Raw genomic sequence first — 25,902 nt, 5'->3', positions numbered from 1 at the left:
CGGTATTCCTCGTTTCAATGATTCAAGGATGATTGAAATATGGACCAGCGTCAAGCCCTCGGCGCCTTCGCCGCCCTTTCTCAGGAAACCCGCCTGCAGATCGTGCGCCTGCTCGTTGTTGCCGGTCCGGAGGGCATGGCTGCCGGCGCCTTGGCCGAGAAGGTCGAGGTCTCCCCGTCGAACATCTCCTTCCATCTCAAGGAGCTCGAGCATTCCGGGTTGATTGCCGCGCAACGACAATCCCGCTCGATCATCTACACCGCCCACTATGAATCCCTGGGCGGCCTGGTCCGCTTCCTGATGGAAGATTGCTGCTCCGGTCACCCGGAAATTTGTGCACCCGCCGCGGAGGTCGCGGCCTGCTGCACTCCTAAAATGGAGGAGAAACTGCGATGACCACCGACCGCGTTTACAATGTTCTCTTTCTCTGCACCGGCAATTCCGCCCGCTCGATCCTGGCGGAGTCGATCCTCAACACCGAAGGGAAGGGCCGTTTCAAGGCCTATTCGGCCGGCAGCCAGCCGAAGGGCGAGGTCAATCCGCACGCATTGAAGGAACTCGAAGCACTGGGCTATCCGTCTACGGGCTTCCGTTCGAAGGGCTGGGACGAGTTCGCCAAGCCGGGCGCACCGGAAATGGACTTCATCTTCACGGTCTGCGACAGCGCCGCCGGCGAGGCCTGCCCGGTCTGGATCGGCCATCCGATGACTGCCCACTGGGGAATCGAGGATCCCGCCGCCGTCGAAGGCAACGAAGTCGAGAAGGCTCGTGCCTTTGCTCAGGCCGCAAGATATCTGAAAAACCGTATATCGCTGTTCGTGAACCTGCCGCTCGCTACGATCGACAAGCTCGCATTGGAAACGCACCTGCGTCAGATCGGCGCGATGGAAGGCGCCAGCCAAAAGCAGACCGAGGCAAACTGATGGCCGGGTTCGATCTGACGCGCCGGTTGGTCGCCGAGACCCTTGGCACCGCGATGCTGGTCGCGACCGTGGTCGGATCGGGCATCATGGCAACGTCGCTGACACAGGACGTAGGGCTCGCGCTACTCGGCAACACTTTGGCGACAGGCGCCATCCTCGTCGTGCTGATCACCGTGCTCGGACCGATCTCCGGCGCCCACTTCAATCCGGCGGTATCGCTGGTCTTCGCAATGTCGCGCGTACTGCCGAAGCGCGATTTTGGCGGGTATGTCCTGGCACAGGTTGCTGGAGGAGTGGTCGGCACGCTGGCTGCGCATCTGATGTTCGACCTGCCGCTGATCGAGCTGTCGAGCAGAGTTCGCACCGGTGGCGCGCAATGGTTCTCGGAAGGTGTTGCAACCTTCGGGCTGGTGGCGACCATCCTTGCCGGCATCAAGTTCGAACAGAAGGCGGTGCCGTGGTTGGTCGGACTTTACATCACCGCCGCCTACTGGTTCACCGCCTCGACCTCTTTCGCCAATCCGGCAGTGGCCTTGGCCCGCTCGCTGACCAATACCTTCTCCGGCATTCGCCCGGTCGATCTTCCGGGCTTCTGGGTGGCGGAGATCGCCGGCGCGGTCGCAGCCCTTATTCTGTTCACTTGGCTGCTGCAGCCACGTGCGTCATCAACCGTATCGTCAGAGGCAAAGCTATGAACGTCACCATCTATCACAATCCGGCCTGCGGCACCTCGCGCAATACGCTGGCGATGATCCGTAATGCTGGTATCGACCCGACCGTCATTGAATATCTCAAGACGCCGCCATCGCGTGAAGAGCTCGCCAAGATGATCGCCGACGCACGCCTCAGCGTGCGTGAAGCCATTCGTCAGAAGGATACGCCCTACGCCGAGCTCGGTCTCGACAATCCTGCCTTGACCGACGATCAGCTGCTCGATGCAATGTTGAAGGACCCGATCCTGATCAACCGGCCGTTCGTGATCACACCGCTCGGCACGCGCCTGTCCAGGCCATCGGAGGTCGTGCTCGAGATCCTGCCGGAAACGCACAAGGGCGCCTTCACCAAGGAAGACGGCGAGAAGGTGCTCGATGCCGAGGGCAAGCGCATTGTCTGATCTGCCAGCCGCTTCGCCGGCACATCTGCGCCACATTGACTTGGAGACATTGCGGCCGCCGTTCTCCACGCACAAGCCCCGCATCCTGATCCTCTACGGCTCGCTGCGCGCCATCTCCTACAGCCGCTTCCTCGCGCATGAGGCCGGCCGGTTGCTCGAGCACTTCGGCTGCGAGGTGCGGATATTCAATCCGGAAGGTCTGCCGCTACCCGACGGCGCGCCGGTCAGCCATCCGAAGGTGCAGGAACTGCGCGAGTTGTCAGCATGGTCCGAGGGTCAGGTCTGGGTCAGCCCGGAACGCCACGGTGCGATGACTGGCATCATGAAGGCACAGATCGACTGGATACCGCTCTCGGTCGGCTCCGTGCGGCCAACGCAGGGCAAGACGCTGGCAGTGATGCAGGTGTCGGGCGGCTCACAATCGTTTAACGCCGTCAATCAGTTGCGGATTCTCGGGCGCTGGATGCGGATGATCACCATCCCGAACCAATCGTCGGTCGCCAAGGCCTTTCAGGAGTTCGACGCCGACGGCCGGATGAAACCATCCTCCTTTTACGACAGGGTCGTCGACGTCTGCGAGGAACTGGTCAAATTCACCTGGCTGACGCGTGACGCATCAGATTACCTCACCGATCGTTACAGCGAGCGGAAGGAGGAAGCAGAAAAGCTCGAGCAGCGTGTGAGCCTGAAATCCCTATGACCACCAGCAACGAACGGCCACCCATCGCCGCAATCCTCGCCCTCGGTCTCACGCAGATCATCGGCTACGGAACGCTCTATTACAGCTTCAGCATCCTCGCGCCGGATATGGCGCGGGATTTGAACTGGTCGTCGGAATGGATTTTTGGTGCGCTATCAGCGGCTCTCCTGATCGGCGGTCTCGCCGCGCCAACGATGGGCAAGTGGATCGATCGCTTTGGCGCCGGCAGGATCATGACGACCGGCTCGGCGATCGCGGCTGCGGCGCTTACCGCCTGCGCGTTTGCTCCCGGCAAGGTCGCCTTCGTTGCCGCGCTGATCGCGATCGAGACTGCATCCAGCCTGGTGCAATATGGGGCGGCTTTCGCATTGCTCGTCCAGATCAGGCCGAAGGTTGCCCAGCGCAGCATTACCTATCTGACGCTGATCGCCGGCTTTGCTTCGACGATCTTCTGGCCGATCACGACGGCGTTGCATACGCATCTCTCCTGGCAAAACGTCTATCTGATCTTCGCGGCGATCAATCTTCTGGTCTGCCTTCCCATTCATGCGTGGTTGTCGCACAGCGTCAGCGAAATCCGCAAACGCGAGAAGAACGAAGCGCCAAGGCATGTCGAACCAAGCCTTCCGCCGTCGATCCGGACGCCGGCCTTCATCCTGATGGTCATGGGGTTTGCCTTGGAGAGCTTCGTCAACGCAGCACTGCTGGTCCATATGGTTCCCGTGCTGTCCGGACTTAGGCTTGGAGCCATGGCCGTGATGGTCGGCATGCTTTTTGGCCCGTCGCAGGTGCTGAGCCGCTTCACCAACATGGTCTTCGGGGGTGGTCTATCGCAACTGACGCTCGCGCTTATCTCCGCTGTGTTGTTGCCGGCAGCTCTTGTCGTTTTGATAGTCACTGCGCCGTCGGTGCTGGGCGCACTGGCGTTTGCCGTCGTCTTCGGTCTTGGGTCGGGGCTGAACAGCATCGTGCAGGGGACTTTGCCACTGGCACTATTTGGAAGTGAGGGCTACGGAAAGCGGCAGGGACAAGTCTTAGCCATTCGTCTGATGATCTCATCGACCGCACCGTTTATTCTGGCGTTCATGATGGAAAACATCGGCGTATCCTGGTCTCTGTCTGTCGCCGCCGTACTCGGCACTGTCGCCGTTGCAGCGTTCTTCGGCATCATGCGGCTGATGCGGCCATTGACCAGACCCCAACCTCTTCTAAACGGACGGTAACCTTCCAACTGGAAGGAGATGGCAGCGCCTCTGCATCTGAGAATGAAATCACGCAGGCCTCTGTTTTCGGCGCGGTCTTTTCCATAGCGGCAAATGACGTGAAGATGGGCTCCCCCGGTGCAGGCGATCGCTCCCGGCAAAAAATTTTCCCGGCCTCTGTCGGAACCCCCTTCTGTTGGCCGTCCTTGGAGCATCAAACGCTTCAACCCGGAGGGATATCGTGGAAAACGCTCAATCGACTTGGCAGACCGCCGCCATTCTCATCGCCCGCCTAATCTTCGCTGCCGTCTTTCTGATGGCCGTCTCATTCAAATTCATGGATATGGGCGCCACTGCCAGCTATATCGCCGCCGCCGGCTTCCCGTTCTCGCCGTTGTTGGCCTGGTGTGCAGCGATCCTCGAAGTGCTGCTGGTCATTGCCTTCTTGACCGGCGCCTTCTTCACCCCGGCGGCGATCGTTGCTGCCGTTTATGTGATCTTCCTCGGATTCTCATTCCATGGCCCGTCGCACTGGGCCGGCAACCAGGCGGAATTCGGCTTCTTCGTCGACCACTTTACCTTTGTAGCCGGTCTGTTCTTTGCCGCCGTGCACGGGCCGGGGAGCGTGCTTGCCGTCAGGGCGGGTTGGCCCGGCGGGGCGTGAGCGTCCGGCTTTACATGGACTAAAGCCGGATCCTGAACCGCACATAGACCCTTATACGACGGGCGGCGCAGATTGCCGGCGTTGGTCCAACCACGAAATTCGATCTCGCAATCGGTGTTGGTTGGGCGAAGACCAGACTTTTGCCCTTAAGCGGCACCACCGGTTGTTTTGTCTTGGGCCTGCCCAGCGTCTGTATGTTCAATAATGACTTCGGCGGCGTTCCCATCAAATTCACCCTGGATCCGGTGTCCGATCGACAGCAACTTATCGTCGCGTGATCGGTGAACGGTTCACATCATCTCAGCTGGTCGGATAGCCGAGCCGTCACTGAAACGGCTCAATCTGTAGGGTGCCGGATCGACGAAAGGGTCTTCGTCAAGAGCCAACTCGCTTGCGAGGCGTCCGGCGCCTGGTCCGATGCCGAAGCCGTGGCCACTGAAACTGGAAGCGATGACGAGGCCTGCCACCTTGTCGACCTTCGATATGACCGGGATCAGATCCGGCGACGTATCGATCATTCCGCCCCAGGAGCGGGCTACACCGATGCCTCCAAGAGCCGGAAACTCCTTTACGGCAGTTATCAAGGCTCGCTTGACCAGTTGGGCGTCCGGCGCCGGGTCCAGGATCCGTATTTTCTCGAACGGCGATACCTGATCATTTTCCCAGCCGCCCCAAGCCTCGGGGCCATTCCAGAAACTGCCATTGAGCCGATATTTGAGTTTCTTTGCGATCTTGCTGCGATACATCTGATAGAATTTGGTAGCGTAACGCATGCCTTGTGGGGCGATGCTGACCGTCCCGCGGCCAGGAATGGCAAGCGTATAGGTTCCATCGATGCGTCGCCGCAGTGCCAGATCCGAAACGTGGGCGCAGCCCGCACCGAGGACATCGGGAGCAGCCGTCGTCTGCAAGGCCGTGCCGCCAATGTTTGCGGCCGGAAGATCGATACCGTGATGGCGGCAGAAGCGGGAGGTCCAGGCACCACCGGCGCAAACAACCGCGTTCGCCTTGATCAGGCCGTGTTCGGTCCAAACCCCTGCCACTCGCCCGTTGGTAATCTCCAGGCCGCGAGCGGCGCAATTCTGATGCAGCGAGACGCCGATCTGCTTGGCGCCTTCGGCCATGGCTGGAGCGGCCAAGCTTGGCTCGGCCTTGCCATCGGTTGGCGACCACACGCCTCCGAGCCAGGACGAACTGCTGAGGGGCGAGCGCTTCTTCATTTCGGACGCGGTGAGGATTTGGCTGTGGAATCCCTGTTCCCGCGCCGCTGCACCCCATTTCTCCCAGCGATCCAGGTCGGCCTGATGGCGGGTGCAGTATAGGATGCCGGCACGGCGGAAACCGAGGTCGCGGCCGAGCTCCGGACCGAGCTGCTCCCATCGCTGTAAGCTGTACATGGCCAGCGCCAACTCATACGGGTCGCGGTTCTGCTGCCGGACCCATCCCCAATTGCGGCTCGATTGCTCGCCGCCGACGATACCCTTGTCGATCAGCGCCACGGACACTCCCTTGCGGGCAAGCTCATAGGCAGTGGATACGCCAACGATACCTGCTCCGATCACGACGACATCCACTTCGCTGGGGAAGCCTGGGCTGTCGGAAACTGCTTCGACGTCAGTCGGCATGGCTTTCGGGTTCCTTTCCGGAAGTACGGGGACGAGCGATGGGGCCAGCGCCTTCGAGCAGGGGTCGAAGAAGCCGCTCGATGTCGCCGGGGTCGGGGGTGTGGCGATATTCGATGGCGGGCATGCCTGGTGGAAGCAACTCCAAGACGGCTTCGGCACCGGAAGAATAGACAACGACGTCGTTGTCAGTGAGCGCCGCCCCCAACTCATCGCTGTCGACCATCGCCGCATTGAGCACTGCGACATGAGGTGCGAACCGGCGGACGCCGGAGCTCAAAATCGGCAGAAAGTCCGGGAAGAGCGACACGGCGATAACCCGGGCGCGGGGATCGATCGACGCGAGCGCGCGGCGCGTATCCTCTGATGGGATCAGGCCGATCGCGACGACGCGCTGCCCCGGAAGCAGAGCAGACACCTCCCGCTGGAGCACGAGCGAGGCCACGACAAAGTCGGCAGCGGCGGCCCGGTGAAGCGCGCCTTCGTCCTTGGTGAGTGCGTCGAAGGTGACAGGCTCGATCATCACGCCCGATCCGAGTATCGAGGTGGCCACTCGAGCATAGGCTGCGGTAGTATGGGCAAAGTTGCCGACCATCACCAGCTGCCAGGTTCTCCCGCCGGCGCTCCTCGCGGTCAAGCGCGTCGCGATCAGTCCTGCGATGTCGCTGTTGCTCAGGCCCAGAGCCAGGCCCTGATCCAGGACTGCGTCCACACGCCTGTGAAAGTCCTGGAGGCGCTGGTCGATTGGGTCCGCGGGGCGAGCGACAAACGTGCCAGAGCCCACCCGCCCCTCGATGAGCCCGGCCTCTTTTATCTCGCGGTAGACCTGGACGATCGTCATCGGCGCCACGCCGGTCTCGTCCGCCAGATCGCGGACGGACGGAAGGCGGTCGCCCGGTTTCAGGTCGCCAGACGAAATTCCCCATTGAATCAAGCCCCGCAATTGGACGCCGAGGGGCACCGGCAGGGCGCGGTCGAGCACGAGGCGGATTGGATTCTGCGTTTTCATTGTTACACAGTAATAGAACAATATTAGGCTCGTCAATGACGAAGCGTCCAGAAACACAGCATGCGTGCGTTATGTTTCTTTGGTCGCGTGCGTTGACAGATCAGCAATTGATACATAATCGTTATATAAAACTATAACAAAAGAGAGCCCTTCCAGGATGACAAATTCCTTCAAGCCGCTGCCGCCGCGGAGAATTTTGCCCGGGCCGCCGCTATCGCCGTCAGGCTGCCGTCACCTCATCGATTTCTGCATATCCGCCAGCTAGGAGACCAGCATGCAAAACCTACCTGAACTTAAGACCGGGCGCCCACGCATCGAGCAGGGATTCCTGCGTCCGATACCCGAGATCGAGATTCCCTTCGGCCTTGTTGAAGGGGCTAAGCCGGGACCGTGCCTCATCGTCACTGCAGGCGTGCACGCTTCGGAATATTGTTCAATCGAGGCTGCTGTCCGTCTGATGCATACGGACCCGCAGAAGCTCTGCGGGACCCTTCTTGTTCTCCCGATCCTCAATGTCACGGGGTTCCGGGCGCGCAGCATCTACGTGATGCCGGAAGACGGCAACAACCTGAACCGCATGTTTCCCGGACAGCCGGACGGCAGCGCGGGCCAGCGGCTTGCACACTGGCTCGTAACCGAGGTATTCCCGAAGGCGGACGCCTATCTCGACCTGCACGGCGGTGACATGAGCGAGAGCCTGACGCCTTTCACGATCTATCCCGGCGGCCACGCGCCGTCCGAAGCGCTGGCCGCTGCCTTCGGCCTGCCGATTTCGGTTGGATCGCAATCGAAGAGCAACACGATCAGCGCGGCCGGCGCGCTTGGCATACCGAGCGTGCTTGTCGAGATCGGCTGCAACGGTCTTTGGGACGAGGCCAGCGTTACCGCCATGATGGATGGAATCGGGCGCATTATGCATCACATGCACATGACCGAAGGCGCCACCAACCCAGTCATTGCCCCGCGGCTCATGACGATGAGCGTGCCGCTCGCACCCGTGTCCGGCCTTTGGTACAGCGCGAAACGCCTGTCCGATCCAATCGCCATCGGCGACAGACTTGGCGAAATTCGCGACGTGTTCGGGACCGTGCTGGCGACAATCGTGGCCGAAAAGCCAGGCGAAGTCCTTTACCAACTCACCACACTGGCTGTGAACGCCGGCGAGGCGCTTGTCGGCATCGGTATTCCGGTCGAGGCGACGTCCTGACGGGAAGCAGCGGCCATCGGCATGCCCCGCCGTCGACAACGATGTCACGCCCGGAGCATGCGACCCGCCGTACGCCGGGGTGAATTTGCATATGCCAAGGGAGCCGCGCGTGAAGCCGGCGGCGACGCCGCGGCAATAGGGTGATCCGCTGAGCGACATCCTTCTCCCTGTGTCCCCTCGCGGCGCCGGATAGCTGAGCCGCCCACGCCTTGTTGCAAGCTGTTGCTTGCAGAAAGCCGAATGCAAGAGAATGCCGCCACTATCGGAAACGGCTTGGTGGAGCGCCGTTCCTGTCCTTGACCCGTCGTGAAAAATGCGCCGGGCTCCGGAATCCGCAGCGATGGGATATCTCGTCGATTGTCAGGCTGGTGGACTGCAGCATGTGGATACCCGCATCCAGCCTTCTCTCCCACAAATAATGCATCGGCGGCACGCCGAGATACGTCTTGAAAAGATGAATGAGGTAGTTTGCGTTTGTACCGGCGAGGCTCGCGAGCTTTGCAACCGTCCACGATCGTGAATATTCACTGTCGAGCGCCTTTTTTACCACGATAACCGCCTTCGGCAATGGCCTCGTTCGCCCCGCAAGCTGGGTGCCTCGAATATATTCCGCAAGGATCGTCCGGCCGAGCGAATTGCGCATGTGGTTGGTGACATCATGCTCGGGCGGGGAATCGGATTCCTGCTGCAAGGAAAGAGCGCCGGCGAAGAGCGATGGCATCAAGGGAGGAATCGGCTGAGCGGCCGGCAAATTTTCCAGTACCAACCAGTCGTCCTCCGACAGCGCATCCGGGGAGAAGTGGCACCACATTGTCTGAACCTTTTGGTCGGTGTTCGATAGCGCGTGGAGATCGACGTGATACGCCTGCAATGTGGCGCAGGGCGCATGCACAACACGCACACGGCCGTCGACGATGAACCGCACCGACCCCTTCATAATGAGCGACACCTCGACACGTGGTTCGCCGAAATAGGTGCCGGCAGGATTGCTGTCGCTTGTCGCCTTATGAAAGTGAAAATTATAGTCTCGACTTAAAATCTCCATAACTCGATCCTTCCTCCAGAACAGCCCGCATCCGATGCGTAGAACCCAATTGCACTCGGTCGGCTGCGGGTTGGTGTGAGAACCTCGGCCTTTGCCAGTTTACGACGGCGTTCCATGTCGATAACAAGCAATATTCGTGCCTAACTCATCGCATTCTATGTGAACGCTGACCCGCCTGTCTCACTGCGGTTAGGGCATTCGTGCCAAGCCCAAAAGTAATCCCTATGCAGCGACCGAAGCCTCTCGGGTGTCCGAATGCGCATATCTTCCTGAGTTCCAATCAACTTCACGAAGCCGCAGTCATGGCGCCCGCCTTTTCATGACGATATCCAGTTTCATCGCGCTCGATAGACAGCAAGAAGCTGCCAACGCGACGTCAAAAGCAGGGGAACGATGGGCGATGACAGGCAATGTTTTTTCGGATCAGGAGGGCTCAAAACTATCGGCCTTCAATCGATATTTTCGCATCGAGGAGCGGAATTCGTCGATATCGCGCGAGGTCGTAGCCGGTCTCACGACCTTCGGCGCGATGAGCTACATCATCGTGGTCAATCCGGCGATCCTGTCGGCCGCGGGCATGAATATGCATTCGCTCATCATCGCCACGGCCCTCGCTTCGATGGTGGGAACCTTGATCATGGCGCTTTGGGCCAATCTGCCGATCGCGCTCGCCCCGGGTATGGGATCGAACGTGATCTTCGCACAAGTTGTCGTGCTGCAGATGGGAGTATCCTACCAGACCGCCTTCACCATGGTCCTGATCGGCGGGATCCTGTTTACGATCCTGTCGCTCACCCGATGGCGCGAGCGGATTGTCCGCGGTTTTCCCGAGCCGATCCGGCTGGGCATACAATGCGGCCTCGGTCTTTTCATCGCCTATCTCGGCCTCAAGAACGCCGGCTTGGTGTCCCTGGCCCACGACCGTCTTTCCTTCGGCAATATCGCCGAACCGGCCGTCATGCTGTCGCTCGTCGGCGTGCTGGCTACGCCGATGCTGCTCGCATTGCGGATACCGGCCGCCTTCCTGATCTCTATCGCCGCTCTGAGTGTCATCGGCCTGTTCATCACAGCGCATGGAGCGCCACTGACCGCCTTTCCCGATCGCATCGTCGATTTTCCGATCATCCCGAAAGAGCTCTTCTTCGCCTTCGATTTCCATGAGTTTTTCACGCACTTCTGGCTCGTTCTGCCGATCACGCTCTACTTCTTCATATCCGATTTCTTCTCCGCGACCGCCACGCTGATCGGTGTGACGCGCCGCGGCAAGATCATGGATGAGGACGGCAACATTCCGAGCGCCCGGCAGGCCTACGCCGCTGACGGCTTTGCCTCGATTATCGGTGCTGCTTTAGGCACGTCGACCGTCGTGGCTTACGTGGAATCGGCGGCGGGCGTCGAAGCAGGCGGTCGTACGGGCCTGACCGGCATCGTCGTCGCAGTTCTCTTCGGCGTCTCGCTTTTCTTCTGGCCGCTCATCGGCATCATTCCGGCCCAGGCGACGGCTCCGGCCCTGGTGATGGTCGGCGTTCTGATGATGGAAGGCATTCGCGACCTGGACACGTCGCGGCCGGAGAATGCCATTCCGCCTATCCTGATCCTCCTGATCACGGTCGTAACCACCGATCTGATGATGGGATTGGCGATCGGTTGCTTCGTCTACTCGCTGATCGTTCTGGCGACGCGTCAGTGGCAGAAACTCACCGCGATGCTCGTAACCCTCGATGTCATCTTCATCATCTACATCATTATCGCCCATCGGGCTTTTTAAGGAGCGCGCACGATGAGCCTTCCAAACGACCTCATCCTCAGCGCAAAGGACGATATCGCCATCCGCCAGGATCTCGTCCTCGTGGCCTTGGGCAAAAGACCGGCGGATCTGGCGATCCGCGTGGGCCGCCTGCTGAATGTTCATACGCGCATGTGGGCTCTTGACCAGGAGATCGTCGTCAAGGGACGGCGCATCGCCTGGGTCGGCCCTGCCGGCCAATACAAGGGAGAGGTTGCCGGCCGAGTACACTATCCGGACCTGTCGGCCGTTCCCGGCTTCGGCGAAGTGCACAAGCACATCGAAAGCACGCACCTGACGCCCGAATATGAGGCAGCCCTTGTCCTGCCGAGAGGCAACACCTGGACATGCGAGGCGAGCCACGAATTCGCAAATGTCGATGGCCCCAACAATACGGCATTCTGGAAGACGGCCCGCAGCCATGGCGTACCACACAAGGTCTTCATCCAGCCCGGCTCCGCAGTGCCTCCGAGCGGATGGGAGAGCACTGGCGGCCATTACGGCTATGAGGAGCAGCGCGGTTTCCTGACGGAAGACCTGTCCGTGGTCAGTCTCGACGAGGTCATGGATTGGCCGGCGGTCTGGGATCCGCAAAACCCCGCCTATGAGCGGATATGGGGAATGATCCGCGCAACTGTCGAACAGCGCGGCGTTGTCGAGGGGCATGGTGCAGGTCTTGTCGAGGCGCATGAAACAAGCGCCTTCGCCGCGTCCGGCATCTCTTCCGACCACGAGATCTGGAGTTTCGAGGACGGGTGGGAGAAAATAAACCGTGGCATCTTCATCGAGATCCGCCCCTATAATTTCCCCGAGGTCTTGCCGGGCTTCCTTGAGCGCGGCCTTCCCGATTGGTCCAATATCGCCTTTACCACGGATGACCGCAGCGCCTCGGAAACACTGAGATTAGGCGCGAGCGACTACAATCTTCGGTCCGCGATCGAGCACGGCGTCCCGCCCGAAACCGCCATTCAATGCGTCACGCTCAACCCGGCCAGACATATGCGCATCGACGCATGGGTAGGCAGCATTACACCCGGCCGCTACGCGGATCTCGTGCTGCTCGACGATGTGGGGTCCGTTTCCATCTCAGTCGTTTACGCAGATGGCTTGCTCGTTTCCGAAGGCAAGCAATATCTCGGACCGCAACCCGACATTTCCTGGCCGGAATGGGCGAGCGAAACGCTGAACATCGGACGCCTCCTGACTGCGGCGGATTTTGCCGTTCGGGGTCCCAGCGACCGCCACAGCGTCCAAGCAGCGCTCCTGCGCCCCTTTCACTGGAATCAGGATTTTCTGACCACGGAACTGAAGGTTGAAAACGGTGAGGTCCAGCGGGACACGGCGCGGAAGATCACGAAATTCGCAATCATCGACCGCTATAGCGGCAACGGAAAGCTCGCATCGATGTTCTGGCTGGGCTGCGGTCCGGCGGATCCGGACACTGCGCTTGCCTGCTCCGTCGCCCATGATTCACACAATGTCTGGACGGTGGGCTCCTCCGACCGTGCGATGGCAATGGCCGTAAATCGCCTGCAGGAAATAGCCGGCGGATGGGTGTTGGTGCATCGGGGCGAGATCGTAGCAGAGGTCCGCTACGAGATCGGCGGCCTGATGACGGCGCGCTCGGCCGAGGAACTTGATCGAGAAATGCAGCAGCTATACTCAGCCGCGGAAAAGATCGAGTGGATGTACGAGCCTTCCGCTACCAAGATCTGGAAACCGGGCTTTCCGGAAACGCTGATATTCGCCACCCTGACTTGCCTGCCCTGGCGCTGGGTATTCGTCGCGCCGAGCGATGAGGTGCCGTCAGGACTTGTCAACGTCAACACAGGCCAATCGCATCCCGTCGTCTGGTGAACCGAACGGCGCGTATCGACCTGGGTCGAGTTGTCGATGGTTTGCAAGGTCCTCTGGCTCAAATCGATATAGCCCAGATCATAGTGCATGGAGCTGACGGAGCTTCGTGACGATCTCTTCCGCTTTATGTCGCTGCCATTTCAATGCGCTCCTGAGGCCCATAAGCCATACCTCAAAAAGGATCGCTTTTCAGGGGCAGACCAGGTTTCAGAAACGTGAAGAGCTGGTCCGAGTTCAGTGTCCCGTCAGTGAAGGGTGATAGCCATGACTGTCAGTTGGTTATGCTCAAAAGGAACCAGCGCGTTTATGAGATTTGCCAATAGGATAGACGGGAGAATATTTCCCGCGAGCTAAAGCGAATGATGGAAATCTTGCCGAACGAGCCGACGCTTGACTCAAGAACGCCAGGCATGGTCGACATCATTGGCAAGGCAAAAATTATCCGCTCGATCTACGAGGGTCGTGACATCGTGCCCCTGTGGAACGACCTCCTTGCCCGGGTAACGGCCGATCATTCCGATGCAGCAGCTTTGTTTGACCTGTCGATCATTATGAATTCGGTAGGCCAAAAAAGCGAGGCCGCGATCGCCCAAAGGGCTGCGCTTCGGCTTTCGAAGACCTACCGGCTGACATTCGGCCGTGGCAGCGGCCTTAACGTCCTCGTCTTCGTCGCAAAAGGCGACTTCACGGCTAACGCGCCGATCGAGCTCCTGCTGGAAGAATCAAACGTCAACGTCCTACTCCACTATGTCGATGCCAATACGCCCAACCTCGATGACATCCCGAACCATGACATCGCCTTTGTTGCCGTTGCCGAATCGACCGACAATCTGCCTGTGCTACTCAATCTTGAAAGATTGCTGCGGGACTGGCGCGGCCCAATAATGAACAATGCGCCGCGCGTTGTCATGGGCTTGTCTCGCGACGGCGTCGCCGAGTCGCTCCGGGAAGCAGTTGCCGTCGTGACACCAGCCATTGCGCGAATTCCCAGAAACGTGCTTCAGGACATCGCCGACGGTGTGTTGGGCCCGGAGGCTGCCGCCGGTATCGCCAGCTACCCGTTCATCGTCCGCCCGCTCGACACCCATGCCGGCCACGGCATGGAAAAGATCGTTGACCCCCGGCAGTTGCTCGGCTTCTTGGAAGCGCATCCCGACCCGTTATTTTATATTGCTTCATTCATCGATTACAGCAGCGAGGACGGCAAGTTCCGCAAGCAGCGCATAGCCTTTATCGACGGCAATGCCTATGCCAGCCATATGGCTGTCTCCGAGCATAGGATGGTGCATTACCAGAACGCCGGCATGTCGCATTTCGAGGACAGGCGCGCTGAGGAAGCCGCCTGGATGACGAGGTTCGACGAGGACTTCGCTATCCGCCACGCAAACGCCTTCGCCGAACTCGGTCGGTGTTTCGGACTGGACTATTTTGCCATCGACTGCGCCGAATTGCCCGACGGCCGCCTGCTGGTGTTCGAGGCCGATGTTGGGATGTACGTCCATTGCATGGATTCGGCGGAGCTGTTTCCCTACAAAGGGCGGGTGATGAAGAAGTTATTTCGAGCGTTTGAAGCTGCCCTGGAACAGCGCGCTCGGCAACGCGACCAATATTAGAAACATGAGCCGCCAGTTCTGACAAATTCGGCACGAGCTATCTTGAGCCGCGCTGGACACTCCGTTGCAGGGTGGCCGAAGTGGAAAAAGACGATTCATCGCAAGCGAAGCCCAGCAGCCGTCACGCCGCAGGCGAGGTAGACCCGCGCATTCGCACCCGGTCCCGTCATGCCTCATCCACCGACCGATTCAGCGCCTTCATCGTACCGAGACAATAGGCGGTGACGATCGTGCCGCTCGGGCCGACTTTGCGATAATCCATGTCTATCTCCACGTTGAACACAACCGCGGCATCAACGGCGGCTGTCATTTCGATGTAGACAGCAGTGAAAGAAAGAGCAGCGGGCCGGCTCTGGAAGCCCTCTTTGGCAAACCCCTCGGCGGTTGCGAAACCCATGCCTGGGCCGGAGCCAATACCCAGAAATCCCTTCATCTTTGAATTCCTCGTCGTTGCGATGCTGCATATATTTACCGAGCGGGAGATGGATAATCAGGTTGTTGGACATTAGATTTATGCAAGAAAAGCGGAATACCGCGAACGCGAGGGATTGGAGGGAACGGAAGACGACGGAGGCATCACAGATTTCGGACACTCAAAAGGCCTTCATCCTGAACCAAGTGGATGAAGGTGCGTCGGTCGCGGAGACCTGCCGGAAGGCGGCCAGTCAAGCGTCCATATTGCGATATCGCGCGGCGTGCCAAGCGTAGATCGGGATGCATTCATGCGCGCGAACGGGAAGCGGGGTCGCGAATAGCTTCCGCCGCGCAGCGTCCGATCCGCATTAGGTGTTCTTGCAAAATCCCGTTCAAATCGTATGGTTCACCAGTCTCGATTGAACGCTAGTCCAGCGGGAAGTAGTGCTGACAATGTGTTGTTGCGGTGCGTGACCACTATGATTGCAGATCGAGGTGCGTATGCGCTTGTTACTAGTCGAGGATAGTGCGCGTCTACGCGATTTGCTGGCCGAAAGTGTCCATCGGGCCGGTTGGCGCCTGGATAGTGCGGCGACGGTTGGCGCCGCACTCCTGGCAACACAAACTGTCAGCTATGACCTGCTCTTGGTGGACTTGGGCTTACCCGATGGCGACGGTTTGGATCTCATACGGGAACTACGCCGTGACGGCTTTATCCCGCCCATCCTCGTCGTCACCGCGCGCAGTTCGATCGAGGATCGCGTGGCGGCCCTCGATGGCGGCGCCGATGACTATCTCGTCAAACCGTTCAATCACATCGAATTGCTCGCGCGCTGCCGCGCCCTTCTGCGCCGCAGAGCGCCGCACTACATTGAATCCATCGTCGTTGGCGGCCTATCTTTCGATCCCACAAATGGTGTCGTGGCGGCAGGTGGCGAACCGCTCGCAGTCGCACCGCGCGAACGGTCCGTTTTGGAACTGCTGCTTCGAAACGCCGGTCGGGTCACTCCTAAGCAAATAATCGAAAGTAAGCTCTCCGAATTTGGCGACGACATCTCGACCAATGCCGTGGAACTGGCGATTTCGCGCTTGCGCCGCCGCCTCGCCCCGTTCGATTTGCCCATCAGCATCGAAACGATACGCGGCATCGGCTATTTGCTGCGGGAAAAGCGGCAAGATGGTTGATCGGTCTGTCCGGCCGCCAACGCTGATCCGCATCATCACGCTGCGCATCGCGCTTTTTGCGGCGCTCGCCATGGCGATCCAGGCCGCACTCGTCTTTGCCGATTATTATTTCGACAACAAGCAGTTGGCGACGTTGATGATCGAACGTGAAACCGCAGAGCTGTCGAAGGGTTTCGAACGCCGCCATGACGAGGCGCCCTACAAGCTGCCGCACGACCTCCACCGCTACGGCATCCGGGGTGGCTTCTATATCACCCGTATCCGCACACCCTCCGGTCAGATTCTCTATACAAACTGCGATGCGCGCTGCGACAATCACCTTCTGCCGCAGGAGGTCAATCCGCCGGACCTCTGGTCTCGTATGCTGAGCGACGGCAAACCGCTCGCCGTCGCCGGCGGCAAGACCTATGAAATCCATGGAGACAAGATTTTTGTCGAGATCGCGATCCTGCACGATAGCGATGGCATCATGTGGGCGGTGATCGGGCGTGAGTTTGCGGACCATCTCGCCACCCCGATGGCGATCATGCTGTTTTTCGTTCTCGGTGGCACCTTATTGTCAATCCGCCAGGCTCTGCGCCCCGTTGCAAAAGCGGCGCAAGAGGCCGGCCATCTCGATCCACTCGACCCCAGCCATCTGATCAACCAGACCAGCATGCCCCGCGAAATTGCCGATCTTGCTGCTGCCGTGAACCGGAGCCTTGCGCGCATTGGTGCGCTCATGAAGTCGCAGCGTCTGTTCACCACGGCTGTTGCGCATGAAATCCGCACGCCGCTGGCGATGATGAAGCTGGAGCTTGGCAATATCGAACATCCGCGAGCCCGAAAAATCGAAGCCGACCTGGATGCACTGGCGGATTTTGTCGGTCAGATCACGGCGCTAGGGCGGCTCGAAAGCGCTGACCGTGCGGTGTTCCAGCAGGTCGACCTGGCAAAGCTAGCCGATTGGGTGGTCGCCGATATCGCCCCCCTGGTCTACGACCGCGATCATACCATCGCATATAGCAATTTAGGCGCGGGCTCAATCGAAGGCCATGCGCCGCTGCTTGCCGACGCGCTGCGCAACCTTATCGAAAACGCCACCAAACATACCCCCGATGGCACCACCATCGAAGTCGTTGCAGGTCCTGGCCCGCGTCTGACGGTCAAGGATGATGCTGGTGTTTTTGACGCACCAGCCGAGCCCCCGTTTGGCGATCTCAAGGCCGACCATATGGGTATCGGCCTTGAGATCGTGCGCCGGATCATGGCGCTGCATGGCGGGCGGATGGAGATTGAGGTGGATCCTGGCCGTCGCACCGCCACGACCCTCCTGTTTGACCAGCCAAAATCCTAGATTGAGGCGAAGAAACTGCCGCCAAACAGCGTCACTGTGCCATAAACCAGGCCAAAGGCTGTCAGAAGACAGACAGCCGCAACGGGCAGAGATCCACCCGTCGCTTCCTTATGATCGACATAGGCTTCGCGCCTTTTGCGGCCGGTGATCATGGCGCCGATGAGGTTTTCACGCTTGACGAACTGGTAGTAGAAGTTCGCGACGATATGCAGCCCGGCCAAGGCAAGGATGGCGAAATAGAACCACGCAGCATGGATCGAAGCAGCCCAACTGGAAACCGTATCACCCACCAGTCCAGCAAAAGGCCCTGAGGCGGTCACTCCGTCGCTGGAGAACATCCCAAGCAGAACTTGCACACCGCAAACGACGATGAGACCGATAACCATCAGACCACCCGCGGGATTGTGGCCGAGATAGCGCCCCGCACGGTTTAGCCGTAGTGCCTTCAGGTAAGTCCATACGGCGGCGGGAGAACGCACGAAACCGGAAAAACGAGCCGTTGAACTCCCGAAAACACCCCAAAGGGCGCGGTAGACCACCAGCACGAGAACGCCGTAACCGGCCGCCTTGTGAACGGTCATATCCGGATCGTTGAAACCGCTCGAGACCCAGGCCACCAGGATTAAAGCGACGAGCGACCATTTGAACAGACGCGTGGGAAGGTCCCACGCACGAACGACATCACCCTTGGCGGATGAAGTCTTGCCGCTATGTTCGGCGGGTGGCTGGGAGTAAGGCTTATAGGCTGATCTTTGTTCGCTCATACGGAGTGTCCTGTTCGGAGAAATTTGCAGCGGCTATTTGTAAGTCGCGTGGCAGGACTTGCACTCGGTTGCCACCGCCGCGAATGCCTTGCGGAACGAGGCTTTATCTTGCGCCTGCTGGCTCGCGGTGTTGGCAATCATGGCCATCTTGCTGAAGCGGGCATGGAGATCCTTCTCCTTGGCGCTGCCCGGGTTGGTAAACATGGCATCGGCGGCCTCGGCATCCGCCGCGTAGCGCCGCAGGACCTGCTCGGCGGCTTTGCCGTCGAAGTTGGCAAGGACCGCCTTGGCCGAAGTCGTGTTATCGCCCATGCTGCCCATGATACTCTTAAGTGAAGCGGCAACGGCCGGCACCGCCAGTACGGCGAGAACAAGTCCGGCACAGATGTAACGATTCAGCTTGGAGAATGATTTTTGCGATTTTGTCATGACGCTCGATTTTTGTTGATTTCCAAATGGGGGTACTTTTGGCCGGAACCGGATGATTGACGGCAACGACCAAACTGCAGCTCTCAAGAGCCCTGACATCTAGGGGAGCAATTGCGGCGAAATGCGCGATCACACCTCTTCAGCAGACCGCTTTCATCGTCCTATGACAGGCTTTTGACAGGTTCGCCTGTTGCGATCCATTGATTGGAAGACCTGACGTCGCGTGGCACTTGGACGTAAGAATGCGACCGTTTGGATTTCGTTTGGCAGGCAATTTGAGATTCGCGATGAAGAGAATCTCACATTAAATGGGCATTATCCTGTCTTGCTCGACGGATCACCGCCGTGGCCCCGACAACGAGTAGGCGCCGAGTATAGCTGTCGCCCCGCTGATGCTGACAAGCGTCTCCTTGCCGCCACTGCTATGCGAGCGCGGTGTCAGGCCAGGACACGCTGCAAGGGAACGGCCCGAGGAAAACAGTGATGCATCGGGTGCCGCCGCAACGATAGCGCTTGCCGTGATCGGGCCGATGCCGGGATGCCCCGCCAGCCGCCACAAAGAGTTGCGGGCAACGCGTTGAAGGCGAGATAGCGAACCCGTCAAGGCATAGGGTTATGCGTGGTCACGCGGCAGGCGTCCAGCCCAGGCTCGAGGCCACCGTCTTCACGAGGTCGGTCAGCAGCCGTACGTTCTCGGCGAGACCGAAGGCGGGCGGAAGGAAGAGCACAATCTCGTCTGCGGCGGCGAGGCCGGGGTCGTTGAGGACCGCCTCAAGCACCTCGTCGGGGGAGCCATGGAAGACCGGGGAAATCTGAGCCCCAGGCGGCTGATTGGCTGGCGCAAGCGCGCCCTTGGGACGGGACGCCGCGATTCCCTGGGTGCGGCGCTCGAGGTCGTAGGCGGCGTACTTCTCCCGGAGCTCGGCAGTGGTGCCGACCAGGATCGAGGCGGCGACGGCGACCGACGGCGGCTCAGTGCCCCACGTCTCGCGCCAGGTGGAACGGAAAGCCTCGATGCTGCGGGCCTGGTACTCTCCAAAGGTCTCGCCCTCGGCGTGGTCGTGTTGTACGGTTCCGGAGATGAGCCCGATCCCGAGCTCGGCAGCCTGCACCGCGGAGCCCAGGCTGGCGGAGCCCTGCCGAATCCGGGACCGCAGGGTCGGGCTGTGCGGTGTCACGCGCAGCTCGGCGCCCTCTGGGGCACCCTGGCCCGCCCCGGCGACGGTGTGGAGAACCTCGCCCGCGATCGCGGCGAGGAAGCGCGACTGGCGGCGCTTGGCCTCCGTCCGGGCATCGGTGTCGACTGTACCGAAGACAGCGTCGAAGGCCGCATTCGCGCCGGTCGAGATGGCCAGCTCCAAGCGCCCACCGATCAACAGGTCGGTCGTGCCAGCCGCCTCGGCGAGCAGGATAGGGTCCTGGTAGCGCATCGGGATAACAGCCGAGCCGAGCGTGATATGCTTGGTGTGCTGGCCGGCCGCGGCGAAGAACGGAAGCGGTGAAGACAGGTAGTGGTCGAAGTGTCGCTGGTAGGCCCAGCCCGACTGATAACCCAACCGCTCCGCGGCCTTGAACAGATCGATCCCGTCGCGCAGCCCCTGTGCCGGCCCGGCGTCATCGTTGAAGGACACCCGAGTGTTGAAACCGAGTCGCGTCTTCGGTCGGAACGATGTGGACAGCGTTCTGGCGGGCGCAATCACATTCATGCGATTTTTTCCTCGTTGAAGATCCGTCGGGGTTGCGGGTGTGGCACGCGGGCGATGCGAGCGGCACCGGACGGAATCGACTCCAGCAGCGACCGGGTGTAGGGCTGCTGGGGGGTTTCGAAGATATCGGTGACGGTCCCGTGTTCGACGATACGCCCGCGCTGCATCACCGAGACGGTGTGGGCGAGTTGGCGCATCAGGGCCAAATCGTGGGAGACGAACACATAGGTCAGGCCAAGCTTGGCTTGTAGCGAAAGCAGCACCTCGACGATGTCGGCCTGGACGCTGACGTCGAGCGCCGAGGTCGGCTCATCGAGCACGATCACATCCGGCTTGAGGACCAGCGACCGGGCAATGGCCACGCGCTGGCGTTGGCCACCTGACAAGGCTTCCGGCTTGCGTGCAAGCAGGTGCTCGCCGAGCCCGACATTGGCCAACGCTTCGCGGACCTGCTTGGCCCGCTCCTCGCGGGTTCCAATCTTGAATCGGTCGAGCGGTTCGCCCACCAGTTGCTCGACTTTCCAGGTCGGGTCCAGTGAGGTGAACGGGTTCTGGTAGACGAGCTGAAGGTGGCGCCATACCGCGCGCAGCGACTCGTGCGAGCGACCGTTGAGCTGTTCGCCGGCGACGGTGACGTTTCCGATGTCAGGTTGCTCGAGCCCAAGCAACAGCCGGATTGCCGTCGTCTTGCCCGAACCTGACTCGCCGACAAGCGCGTGTGTGGTGCCAGCCTGGACGGCAAACGACACGTCATCGACGGCCGTTAATACCTTGCCGTCGACCGTGAAGGTCTTCGTGACGCCGCTTACCTCGATCTTCGGCGCCTTGTCAGCCTTGGCCCCGATGAGGCGGAAGGCGGGGTCGCGCAGTGCACGATAGCGATCGGGGTTGAGGGCCGGAACGTCGGCGTGCAGCTTCTTCGCGTATGCCGAAGCAGGCGAGGAGAAGACGGCCGCGGTGTTGCCGGCTTCCTGGATGACGCCGTCCTTGAGCACCACCAGCGAGTCCGCCCGTTCGGAGGCGATCGCCAGATCGTGGGTGATGAGGAGCAGGCTGATTTCCAACTCGTGCTGCAACTTGGAAAGCAAGTCGAGGATGCGCTTCTGGATCGTGACGTCGAGCGCGGAGGTCGGCTCGTCTGCGACCAGCAGCAACGGCCGTGGAAGAACTGCAAGGCCAATCAGCACACGCTGCAGCATGCCGCCGGACAGTTGATGCGGGTGGGAGTCATAAACTCGCTGGGGATTGTCGAGCCCAACTTGAGCGAATGTCTCCAAGATCAGCGCCTTGCGGAGTGTTTTATTGGGCTCGTCGATGAGCGCGGCAGCCTCCATCGCCTGGGCGCCGATCGTCCGCACCGGGTTGAGCGAGTTGCCGGGGTCTTGCGGGACGAACCCGATAGCACGTCCCCGCAACGGCCGGAAACGCCGCTCCGAGAGCCCCAGCACCTCTTGGCCGTCGAACTCGACGCGGCCGGTAGCGCGCCCACCGGTGGGAAGCAGTCGCAGCACGGCTCGGGCAATCGTCGATTTGCCCGAGCCCGACTCGCCGATGAGAGCGAGGCTCTTGCCGCGGCCGAGTTCAAATCCGACGTCGCTGACGACTTGGTGCGGTCCGTAGGAAACCGACAACCCGTCGATCCGGAGCAGTGAGGCCGATCGCTGCAGCGCCGACCCGGTGGTGTCAGTGCGAGTGAAAAGCTCAGTCAGTCTGTCTTGCGGAGCCATCGGCTGATCCTGTTTACAGAGAGGACGGTCGCGATTGTGACAAAAGCGGGCGCGTAAACGAGCCACGGCCATTTGAGATAGTCCTTGCCGATCGAGATCAGCAGGCCCCAATCGGAGGCGGGCGGCGGGTCGCCGTAACCGAGAAAAGCGAGACTGGCGATTATCAGGATCGAGTCGCCGAACTGCAGCACTGCCAGCGGCAGCACCGAGCGCGATGCGTTTGGCAGCACGTGGCGCCATAGGATGTGCCAGCGCGACCCGCCCAGCAGAAAGGAAGACTCGACGAACGTCGCCTGCCGGGTCTTGATGACCTCGGAGCGCATCACCCGGGCAAAGAGGGCCACCGCCGAAACGCCCGTTGCGATAGCGGCGTTCGTGGTGTCGAAGCCGATGGCCGTGACGACGATGACGGCCAGCAGGAATTTTGGAATTGCAAGCAATACGTCGACCAGGCGGGCGAACACGGTGTCCACCCAGCCGCCGAAGAAGCCGGCCAGCAGGCCGATGAGGCCGCCAGCGGCAACGCCGATGACTACGGCGATCAGCGCGCTCGCCACCGAGGAGGCTGTGCCATAGACGACACGGGTGAAGAGGTCGCGACCGAGGTGATCGGTGCCGAACCAGTGCGCCGCGGTGGGGCCGAGCAGTTTTTGAGCAGGAATGCCGTTGATAGGGTCGTAGCTCGTGAACAGGCTTGGGGCGACCGACCAGGCAATCGCGATCGCGACGATTGCGAAAGAGAGCGCGACGACCGGCGGCATACGGAGGGTTGTCAGCCGGCTGATCGCCGTGACACGCGAGGTCGAGTAGGCAGAGGCGAGGGTCATGATGTCACCGCCTTGGAAACGCTGACGGCGCCTTCATCAGCCGTGGTTGGACGACGCTCGGGAGCGCCGAGGAGCTTTACGCGCGGGTCGAGTAGCGGGTAGGCGAGGTCGGCGATCAGGTTGACGATCACGAAGACCACCGCTGCCAGCGAGACGACCGCCTGAAGGACGGGCAGGTCTTGAGTGCTCACCGAACGCTGCACCAAGCTGCCAAGACCGGTGCGTCCAAAGACCGTCTCGGTGATCAGCGAGCCCCCGAGCAGTTCGCCGATAGTCAGCGCGATGACGGTGACGACCGGGAGCGAGGACGGCTTAAGCAGGTGCTTGGCGAACAGGCGCATTTGCCCGAGGCCACGGCCTCGCGCGACAGCGGCGTATTCCTGCCCGGACTCATGGTCGAGGTTCGCGATCAGTACTTCGGCGATCTGCGCGGAGATGGGGATACCGAGGGCGATCGCCGCAAAAAGGGTCGCCCAGACGCTGTCGGGCTCAATTACGCGAAAGACGCCAAGCTGGAAACCGAAGAGGTGGATCAGCACCAGGCCGATCACGAAGTTTGGCACTGACAGGAACAATGACGGGAAGCCTCGCAGCAGGCCCTGGCCCAACCGTTTCGGAACAAACTGTGTGCCATAGGCGATCACCGCCGCCAGCAGAAGCGCGACGATGAGGCCTGCGGAAGCAAGGACCAACGTCGACGGGAGGACCTCGGCGATCAGGGTCGTCACAGGCCGATTGGTCCGCATCGACAGGCCCAGATCGCCGGTCACGAAGCCGGAAAAGGATGTCCATAGCTGCACCGGGATCGGCTTATCCAGACCCTGAGCGGCGATAATCTCCTTGATCTCCTCTTGCGTGAACCCATTCTGAGGATTGTTCAAGACATTGGTGATGGGGTCGCCGGGCAGGATGCTGACAACGACGAAGGTGAAGACATAAGCCAACAGGATTACGACGATCGCCTGCACGAGGCGCTTTGCGCCGTAGTTTAGGTAGGCTTTGCTCATTGCCGGTCACCTTCTTGCGTTGCTCGGTTGAACTGCGGGTTACGCGCTTTTCGTGGCCGTGTAGTAGCTGGCGTAGGCGACGCCGTTGTAGACCGCGCCCTTGAGCTTGGGAGACTGAACGTAGATCCGCTGGACGATCTGTGTGCGCGGGATGAAGTAGCCCTGATCGAGGATGTATTTCTGCAGCTCGTCCAGGAGCGGTTTTCGGGCTTCCGTAGAACCAGCGCTGGCGATCTTGTCGCGCAGCTCGTTGAGCGTCTTGTCGCTCTCGTCGAGCGCAAACCAGTTCTCGCCGTTGTTGGCGTTTGTCAGGATACTGGCGACGGTGCCTGCGTCGATGAAGCTGCGCGTCACCTCGTAGGCAGGCACAGCCGGACCGCCGTATTTGACCTTCTGGCCGAATGTGACGACATCGTAGGCACGGATCGAGACTTTCCAGCCAATCTTGCCGAGCTGCTGGGCGATGAGTTCGTCGACCGATTTGGATGTTGCGAGGTAGGGGTTGGAATACAGCGTCAGCAACAGCGGCTCGCCATTCTTGGTGCGGATGCCGCCGGCACCCTTTATCCAGCCCGCCTCGTCGAGGAGCTTTTCGGCTCTATCGGGGTTATAGGCCAGCAGGTTGCTTTGGTCGGTCGCTCCCGGCACATTGCTCTGGATGAAGGACGTCGCAAGCTTCCAGTCCGGCGTGTAGACGGTGTCGATGATTTCCTGGCGATTGATGCCGGCCTGGAGGGCCTGCCGTACCTTCACGTCATCGTATGGCGCAAGCTTGGTGTTGATCGCCCAGCCGTTCACGAAGCCAAGATAACGTGGCGTCGCGATGGTGAAGCCCTCTGCCTTGAGAGACTCCAACTCCTGTGGCGAGGCGTTGTAGGCGACGTCCGCCTGGCCGGACTGGACAGCGGCGACTCGCAGCGAGGGCTCGGACACCAGCTTATAGGTGATTGTGTCGAGATAGGCTGGACCGGTATGACCGACCGCCGCAGGACCCCAGTTGTAATCCTTGCGTTTGACCAGCTTGACGAAATCGCCTTCCTTCCAGGAATCGACCACGTAAGGGCCGCTGCCGGAGGTCTTGCTGAGGTCAGCCTGCTGCGCGGCCGGCTGTGCGATGGTCTTGGGGGAGATCAGGATGGAGCCGTGATAGCCGAGGGTCGGAATGAAGCCGAGCGTCGGCTTTTTGAAGAAGACCTTCGCCGTGGTCGCGTCAACCGCCTCGGCATGGTCGTAGGTTTTGGGGAAGAGACCAATCGGGTTGATGCCCTCGTTCTTGCGGCCGGCATACCAGATGTCGAGGTTGGCGACGACGGCCGACGCATCGAGCGAGGTACCGTCGGAGAACGTCACGCCGGTCTTGAGATGGAGGGTGAACTCGGTAGCGCTGTCGTTCTGCTCCCACCGCTCGGCGATCCAGGGGCTGACATTGCCGTCGGCGTCGACGTAGAGAAGCTTGTCGGTCACGTGTCCCCAGATGTGGCCTTGAAAACTGGAGATCGCACTGTTGTTCGGGATCCAGGTATCGCCCAATGAGTCGATGAGGAAGGTGATGTCCCCGCCGTTGGTCGGCTCGCCGGCACTTAGAGCCGGAGTGAGGCCTGCCATCGTCACCAGAGCGCCGGTTGCCACGGCGGAAGTGGTGATCAGCAGACGACGCCGAGAGAGGGACAACGAAAAAAGGCGTTCGGTCATGGAGAGATCCTGATGGTCGGGTTCTGAGAATTCGTGAAACAGAGCCTATGCAGGCAGACCTAAAGGAGAAAGA

At 60.5% G+C, this 25,902-nt stretch carries 24 protein-coding genes and 2 pseudogenes; 13 read left to right on the top strand and 13 right to left on the bottom strand.

Annotation, left to right across the window (positions count from 1 at the left end):
- The first annotated feature begins 39 nt into the window (after positions 1-39).
- The 7 genes from FHT29_RS18390 (at position 40) to FHT29_RS18360 (ending at position 4,603) form a co-directional block, all read left to right on the top strand.
- On the top strand, positions 40-396 hold the full coding sequence (locus tag FHT29_RS18390; protein ID WP_113109022.1) for a metalloregulator ArsR/SmtB family transcription factor: 357 nt from the start codon (positions 40-42) through the stop codon (positions 394-396).
- Positions 393-923, top strand: coding sequence for an arsenate reductase ArsC (locus tag FHT29_RS18385; RefSeq protein ID WP_168599981.1), 531 nt, complete (start codon positions 393-395; stop codon positions 921-923). Before FHT29_RS18390 ends, FHT29_RS18385 begins: the two co-directional genes overlap by 4 nt.
- Entirely contained in the window at positions 923-1,618 is a 696-nt protein-coding gene (locus tag FHT29_RS18380; RefSeq protein ID WP_047558920.1) for an MIP/aquaporin family protein, read from the top strand. The genes FHT29_RS18385 and FHT29_RS18380 overlap by 1 nt, the downstream gene beginning before the upstream one ends.
- Positions 1,615-2,037 (top strand): arsenate reductase (glutaredoxin), encoded by a 423-nt coding sequence (gene arsC, locus FHT29_RS18375; RefSeq protein WP_037197596.1) that lies wholly within the window; start codon positions 1,615-1,617, stop codon positions 2,035-2,037. The genes FHT29_RS18380 and arsC overlap by 4 nt, the downstream gene beginning before the upstream one ends.
- Entirely contained in the window at positions 2,012-2,737 is a 726-nt protein-coding gene (arsH, locus tag FHT29_RS18370; RefSeq protein ID WP_168599980.1) for an arsenical resistance protein ArsH, read from the top strand. Before arsC ends, arsH begins: the two co-directional genes overlap by 26 nt.
- A complete protein-coding gene (gene arsK / locus FHT29_RS18365) occupies positions 2,734-3,960 on the top strand; it encodes an arsenite efflux MFS transporter ArsK (RefSeq protein ID WP_168599979.1) in 1,227 nt (408 codons plus the stop codon). Before arsH ends, arsK begins: the two co-directional genes overlap by 4 nt.
- A gap of 220 nt (positions 3,961-4,180) precedes the next feature.
- Positions 4,181-4,603, top strand: coding sequence for a DoxX family protein (locus tag FHT29_RS18360; RefSeq protein ID WP_173411522.1), 423 nt, complete (start codon positions 4,181-4,183; stop codon positions 4,601-4,603).
- A gap of 17 nt (positions 4,604-4,620) precedes the next feature.
- On the opposite strand, the pseudogene FHT29_RS34525 reads toward FHT29_RS18360, so the two are convergent.
- The 3 genes and pseudogenes from FHT29_RS34525 to FHT29_RS18350 form a co-directional block, all read right to left on the bottom strand.
- A pseudogene (locus tag FHT29_RS34525) lies at positions 4,621-4,796 on the bottom strand (ATP-dependent DNA ligase); the annotation flags it as partial.
- Positions 4,797-4,893: 97 nt separating this feature from the next.
- Positions 4,894-6,228 (bottom strand): FAD-binding oxidoreductase, encoded by a 1,335-nt coding sequence (locus tag FHT29_RS18355; protein WP_168599978.1) that lies wholly within the window; start codon positions 6,226-6,228, stop codon positions 4,894-4,896.
- Entirely contained in the window at positions 6,218-7,234 is a 1,017-nt protein-coding gene (locus tag FHT29_RS18350; protein WP_162693776.1) for a GntR family transcriptional regulator, read from the bottom strand. The genes FHT29_RS18355 and FHT29_RS18350 overlap by 11 nt, the downstream gene beginning before the upstream one ends.
- Before the next feature lie 274 nt (positions 7,235-7,508).
- Here FHT29_RS18350 and FHT29_RS18345 point away from each other — a divergent pair, with 274 nt between their 5' ends.
- Positions 7,509-8,441: a M14 family metallopeptidase gene (locus FHT29_RS18345; RefSeq protein ID WP_047558932.1), complete on the top strand. Its 933-nt coding sequence runs from the start codon at positions 7,509-7,511 to the stop codon at positions 8,439-8,441.
- 259 nt (positions 8,442-8,700) lie between these two features.
- Here FHT29_RS18345 and FHT29_RS18340 read toward each other — a convergent pair whose 3' ends face one another.
- Complete coding sequence (locus FHT29_RS18340; protein ID WP_168599977.1) at positions 8,701-9,486, bottom strand: AraC family transcriptional regulator; 786 nt, start codon at positions 9,484-9,486, stop codon at positions 8,701-8,703.
- A 400-nt stretch (positions 9,487-9,886) separates the two neighbouring features.
- On the opposite strand from FHT29_RS18340, the gene FHT29_RS18335 reads away from it, so the two are divergent.
- The 3 genes from FHT29_RS18335 to FHT29_RS18325 all read left to right on the top strand — a co-directional run bounded on the left by FHT29_RS18335 (position 9,887) and on the right by FHT29_RS18325 (position 14,742).
- A complete protein-coding gene (locus FHT29_RS18335) occupies positions 9,887-11,254 on the top strand; it encodes an NCS2 family permease (protein WP_168599976.1) in 1,368 nt (455 codons plus the stop codon).
- A 12-nt stretch (positions 11,255-11,266) separates the two neighbouring features.
- The gene (locus FHT29_RS18330; RefSeq protein ID WP_168599975.1) at positions 11,267-13,129 is read left to right on the top strand and encodes an adenine deaminase C-terminal domain-containing protein; all 1,863 of its coding nucleotides are present in this window, start codon (positions 11,267-11,269) and stop codon (positions 13,127-13,129) included.
- A 410-nt stretch (positions 13,130-13,539) separates the two neighbouring features.
- Positions 13,540-14,742 carry a tetratricopeptide repeat-containing protein gene (locus FHT29_RS18325; RefSeq protein ID WP_168599974.1) on the top strand — a complete coding sequence of 401 codons (1,203 nt, stop codon included), beginning with the start codon at positions 13,540-13,542 and terminating at the stop codon, positions 14,740-14,742.
- Between the two features lie 166 nt (positions 14,743-14,908).
- On the opposite strand, the gene FHT29_RS34520 is transcribed toward FHT29_RS18325, so the two are convergent.
- Complete coding sequence (locus FHT29_RS34520) at positions 14,909-15,175, bottom strand: hypothetical protein (RefSeq protein ID WP_244655229.1); 267 nt, start codon at positions 15,173-15,175, stop codon at positions 14,909-14,911.
- A gap of 482 nt (positions 15,176-15,657) precedes the next feature.
- On the opposite strand from FHT29_RS34520, the gene FHT29_RS18310 reads away from it, so the two are divergent.
- Together FHT29_RS18310 and FHT29_RS18305 are read left to right on the top strand one after the other, a co-directional pair.
- On the top strand, positions 15,658-16,341 hold the full coding sequence (locus FHT29_RS18310) for a response regulator transcription factor (RefSeq protein ID WP_047639995.1): 684 nt from the start codon (positions 15,658-15,660) through the stop codon (positions 16,339-16,341).
- Positions 16,334-17,677 carry a HAMP domain-containing sensor histidine kinase gene (locus FHT29_RS18305; protein WP_168599973.1) on the top strand — a complete coding sequence of 448 codons (1,344 nt, stop codon included), beginning with the start codon at positions 16,334-16,336 and terminating at the stop codon, positions 17,675-17,677. Before FHT29_RS18310 ends, FHT29_RS18305 begins: the two co-directional genes overlap by 8 nt.
- Here the strand turns inward: FHT29_RS18305 and FHT29_RS18300 are convergent.
- The 8 genes and pseudogenes from FHT29_RS18300 to FHT29_RS18265 all read right to left on the bottom strand — a co-directional run bounded on the left by FHT29_RS18300 (position 17,674) and on the right by FHT29_RS18265 (position 25,829).
- Positions 17,674-18,441, bottom strand: coding sequence for a cytochrome b/b6 domain-containing protein (locus tag FHT29_RS18300; RefSeq protein WP_051963606.1), 768 nt, complete (start codon positions 18,439-18,441; stop codon positions 17,674-17,676). The two genes, FHT29_RS18305 and FHT29_RS18300, sit on opposite strands and share 4 nt — an antisense overlap.
- Positions 18,442-18,474: 33 nt before the next feature.
- Entirely contained in the window at positions 18,475-18,870 is a 396-nt protein-coding gene (locus FHT29_RS18295) for a cytochrome c (RefSeq protein WP_037197607.1), read from the bottom strand.
- A 314-nt stretch (positions 18,871-19,184) separates the two neighbouring features.
- Positions 19,185-19,423: pseudogene (locus FHT29_RS18290) on the bottom strand (transposase); the annotation flags it as partial.
- Positions 19,424-19,493: 70 nt separating this feature from the next.
- Positions 19,494-20,576, bottom strand: coding sequence for an LLM class flavin-dependent oxidoreductase (locus tag FHT29_RS18285; RefSeq protein WP_168599972.1), 1,083 nt, complete (start codon positions 20,574-20,576; stop codon positions 19,494-19,496).
- A complete protein-coding gene (locus FHT29_RS18280; protein WP_168599971.1) occupies positions 20,573-22,303 on the bottom strand; it encodes an ABC transporter ATP-binding protein in 1,731 nt (576 codons plus the stop codon). Before FHT29_RS18280 ends, FHT29_RS18285 begins: the two co-directional genes overlap by 4 nt.
- A complete protein-coding gene (locus tag FHT29_RS18275) occupies positions 22,282-23,130 on the bottom strand; it encodes an ABC transporter permease (RefSeq protein WP_037197611.1) in 849 nt (282 codons plus the stop codon). The genes FHT29_RS18280 and FHT29_RS18275 overlap by 22 nt, the downstream gene beginning before the upstream one ends.
- Entirely contained in the window at positions 23,127-24,137 is a 1,011-nt protein-coding gene (locus tag FHT29_RS18270; protein WP_168599970.1) for an ABC transporter permease, read from the bottom strand. The genes FHT29_RS18275 and FHT29_RS18270 overlap by 4 nt, the downstream gene beginning before the upstream one ends.
- Positions 24,138-24,176: 39 nt before the next feature.
- A complete protein-coding gene (locus FHT29_RS18265) occupies positions 24,177-25,829 on the bottom strand; it encodes an ABC transporter substrate-binding protein (protein ID WP_168599969.1) in 1,653 nt (550 codons plus the stop codon).
- Between the last annotated feature and the right edge of the window lie 73 nt (positions 25,830-25,902).

The sequence above is a fragment of the Rhizobium sp. SG741 genome (assembly GCF_012275435.1).
Taxonomy (GTDB): domain Bacteria; phylum Pseudomonadota; class Alphaproteobacteria; order Rhizobiales; family Rhizobiaceae; genus Rhizobium; species Rhizobium lusitanum.
This window is presented reverse-complemented; position numbering and strand designations above follow the sequence as displayed.